Source organism: Nocardioides sp. (genome assembly GCF_034670285.1).
Taxonomy (GTDB): domain Bacteria; phylum Actinomycetota; class Actinomycetes; order Propionibacteriales; family Nocardioidaceae; genus Nocardioides.
Genome location: NZ_JAXMNS010000398.1, coordinates 1 through 3,463, shown reverse-complemented (window position 1 = coordinate 3,463; position 3,463 = coordinate 1). Strand labels below are relative to the sequence as shown.

Below are 3,463 nucleotides of genomic sequence, written 5' to 3'. Positions count from 1 at the left end.
TCCGATGACGTGATGGCACAGCTCGACGACGGCGACGAGGAGTAGGCGCCTCCGTCCGCGGCAGTTTCACCACTTGAGTGGTGAAACTCCCGGCAAAACCTCCCGCCATCGAAGCCGGTCTCGCCCCGGCCCGCGTGTCGGGGACCGCAAGATCGGAGTGCGCCGTTAGCGTGGGTGCCGAACATACGTTCGACGGGCCGCGGTGGCCCTCGCGAGGAGGTACGACGTGCGCGTGCTGGGCATCGACCCCGGCCTCACCCGCTGTGGCATGGGGGTGGTCGACGGCAGCGTGGGGCGACCGCTGACGCTCGTGGACGTCAACGTCATCCGCACCTCCTCCGACCTGCCGGTGGCGCAGCGCCTCGTCACGATCGAGAAGGGCATCGACGCCTGGCTCGACGAGCACCGACCCGACGCCGTGGCCGTCGAGCGGGTCTTCGCCCGCTCCGACGTCAGCACGATCATGGGCACCGCCCAGGCCAGCGGAGTCGCCCTCGTGTGCGCCGCGCGCCGAGGACTCCCGGTCGCGCTGCACACCCCCAGCGAGGTCAAGGCCGCTGTCACCGGCAGCGGCCGAGCCGACAAGGCGCAGGTCGGTGCGATGGTCACCCGCATCCTGCGCCTGACCGCCCCACCCAAGCCTGCCGACGCCGCCGACGCGCTGGCGCTGGCGATCACCCACATCTGGCGCGGCGGCGCCCAGGCGCGGCTCGAGGCCGCGGCGGCGTCCGCCCGCACCGCAGCAGCAAGGAGAGTTCGATGATCGCGTTCGTCCGTGGCCAGGTCGCCGAGGTGACGCTGTCCAGCGCCGTCCTGGAGGTCGGGGGAGTCGGGCTCGAGCTCATGTGCACGCCCGGCACGCTTGCCACGCTGCGCCAGGGCCAACCGGCCACGTTGCCGACGAGCATGGTCGTGCGCGAGGACTCCCTCACCCTGTTCGGCTTCGTGGACGACGACGAGAAGGCCATCTTCGAGCTCGTCCAGACCGCGTCGGGCGTCGGCCCGAAGGTCGCGCAGGCCATCACCGCCGTGCTCAGCCCCGACGACCTGCGCCGCGCGATCGCCGGCGACGACGTCAAGACCCTCACCCGTGTGCCGGGCATCGGGCAGAAGGGCGCGCAACGCATCATCCTCGAGCTCAAGGACCGCATCGGTGCGCCCACCAGCGGCCGCGCTGCCGCTGCCTCGCTGCCGTCGCCCGAGCAGGCCTGGCGCGACCAGGTGCACGGGGGACTGGTCGGTCTCGGCTGGTCGACCCGTGAGGCCGAGAAGGCCGTGGACGCCGTCGCCCCGCAGGCCGGCGACCTCCCGGACGTCGGCACGCTGCTGCGTGCCGCCCTTGCCACGCTGTCGAGGGCCTGAGTCGTGCGCGAGTCCCACGACGACCTCGATCACGGCAGCGACGTCGACCCACTCGACCCGCTCGACCCTCTTGCTCGGGCCGAGCAGGAGCACCTCAGCTCGCTGACGACCGCTGAGGCCGACGGTGACGAGCGGGCGATCGAGGCCGCGCTCCGACCTCGCACGCTCGACGAGGTCGTCGGGCAGGTGCGGGTGCGCGAGCAGCTCGGGCTGGTGCTCGAGGCGGCGCGTCAGCGCGGGCGCGCGCCCGACCACGTGCTCCTCTCGGGGCCTCCCGGGCTGGGCAAGACCACCCTGGCGATGATCATCGCCGCCGAGATGTCGGCGCCGTTGCGTCTGACCAGCGGTCCGGCCATCACCCACGCCGGCGACCTGGCCGCGATCCTCTCGGGGCTCAACGAGGGCGACGTGCTGTTCATCGACGAGATCCACCGGATGTCGCGACCGGCCGAGGAGATGCTCTACCTCGCCATGGAGGACTTCCGCGTCGACGTCGTCATCGGCAAGGGCCCCGGTGCGACCGCCATCCCACTCGAGATCCCGCCCTTCACCCTCGTCGGGGCCACCACCCGCGCGGGGCTGCTTCCCGGGCCGCTGCGTGACCGGTTCGGCTTCACCGGGCACCTCGAGTTCTACGACCCCGCCGAGCTCGACCTCATCGTCCACCGCTCGGCCGGGCTGCTCGGCGTCGAGCTGACCGGTGACGGCGCCGCCGAGATCGCCTCACGCTCGCGGGGCACTCCCCGCATCGCCAACCGGCTCCTGCGCCGCGTGCGCGACTACGCCCAGGTGCGGGCCGACGGGGTGGTCACCCTGGACGTCGCCCACGCCACGCTCGACCTCTACGAGGTCGACCGGCTCGGGCTCGACCGGCTCGACCGCGGCGTCATCGACGTGCTGTGTCGCCGTTTCGGCGGGGGACCGGTGGGGGTCTCGACGCTCGCCGTCGCCGTCGGGGAGGAGCGGGAGACCGTCGAGGAGGTCGCCGAGCCCTTCCTGGTGCGCCTCGGCTTCCTCGCCCGCACGCCGCGTGGACGGATCGCCACCCCGGCCGCCTGGGCGCACCTCGGGCTGAAGCCACCGAACGATCCTCCTGTCGAGGGAACTCTCTTCGAGGCTCCGTAGTTGTCCCTCTTGGTTGCCGCGCACGAGTCGTGCGGGGTGATTGGACGGGGATTGCCGGAGCAGGACCGTCGCATGACTACACTGGCGCGTCGGTCGGGATCCCGGCCGGACAGGAGTCCGTGCTGCCCCCGGCGCCGCACGTGCTCCCTACTCGATGTTGAGAGGTCTTTTTCGTGGACTGGCTTGCCCAGCTGTTGTTCTTCGCTGCCATCGCTGCTGTGTTCTGGCTGCTGCTCATCCGGCCGAACGTCCGCCGGCAGAAGCAGCAGCTCGCGATGCAGGAGAGTCTGAACGTCGGCGACCAGATCATGCTGACCTCCGGGATCTTCGGCATCCTGCGCGGGCTCGACGACGACCGGATCGAGCTCGAGATCGCCCCGGGCACGACCGTCTCGGTCGTCCGCGGTGCCGTCGGCAGCGTCGTACCCCCCGCAGCCCCGAGCGACGATGACGCCGAAGCGCCCTCGCGCTCGGACGCAGAGGAGATCTGAGATGGCCAAGAAGCAGCAGCGGCCAGGGCGCACCCTGGTCATCTTCTTCCTCGGGGTGGCGATCTCCTTCGGGCTCGTCGCGCTGACCGGCACGTGGACGCCGCAGCTCGGCCTCGACCTCGAGGGCGGCACGCGGATCACGCTGCAGGCCAAGGGCAACCCCAGCCAGGAGAACCTCGACGAGGCCCGCGACATCATCGACAACCGTGTCAACGGCTCGGGTGTCGCCGAAGCCGCGGTGACCACCCAGGGTGGCTCGATCATCTCCGTCGAGATCCCCGGCGACCAGCGTCGTGACCTGATCGACACCGTCGAGCGCCAGGCGCAGCTGCGCTTCCGCCTCGTGGCGTGCTCGGACTTCAGCCAGTGCATCCCTCAGGGTGGCGGCGGCATCACCGACCCCAACCAGATCACCCCCGAGATCGAGATCCCGACCGCCGGTGCACCCGACGACGGTGGCAACGGCAACGGCAACGGCAACGGCA

The 3,463-nt window shown here is 71.2% G+C and carries 4 protein-coding genes and 1 pseudogene; all 5 read left to right on the top strand.

Going from position 1 to position 3,463, the window contains the following annotated elements; all coding sequences use genetic code 11:
* Positions 1-226: 226 nt before the first annotated feature.
* The gene (ruvC, locus tag VOI19_RS16580; RefSeq protein WP_323794066.1) at positions 227-763 is read left to right on the top strand and encodes a crossover junction endodeoxyribonuclease RuvC; all 537 of its coding nucleotides are present in this window, start codon (positions 227-229) and stop codon (positions 761-763) included.
* Entirely contained in the window at positions 760-1,362 is a 603-nt protein-coding gene (ruvA, locus tag VOI19_RS16575) for a Holliday junction branch migration protein RuvA (protein WP_323794065.1), read from the top strand. Before ruvC ends, ruvA begins: the two co-directional genes overlap by 4 nt.
* A gap of 102 nt (positions 1,363-1,464) precedes the next feature.
* Positions 1,465-2,487 carry a Holliday junction branch migration DNA helicase RuvB gene (ruvB, locus tag VOI19_RS16570; RefSeq protein WP_323794067.1) on the top strand — a complete coding sequence of 341 codons (1,023 nt, stop codon included), beginning with the start codon at positions 1,465-1,467 and terminating at the stop codon, positions 2,485-2,487.
* Between the two features lie 173 nt (positions 2,488-2,660).
* Complete coding sequence (gene yajC / locus VOI19_RS16565; protein ID WP_323794064.1) at positions 2,661-2,978, top strand: preprotein translocase subunit YajC; 318 nt, start codon at positions 2,661-2,663, stop codon at positions 2,976-2,978.
* A 1-nt stretch (position 2,979) separates the two neighbouring features.
* A pseudogene (locus VOI19_RS16560) lies at positions 2,980-3,463 on the top strand (protein translocase subunit SecD); the annotation flags it as partial.

Excerpts from the sequence above, each read along its gene's own strand:
- ruvA (WP_323794065.1), top strand. The coding sequence starts at position 760 with ATGATCGCGTTCGTCCGTGGCCAGGTCGCCGAGGTGACGCTGTCCAGC.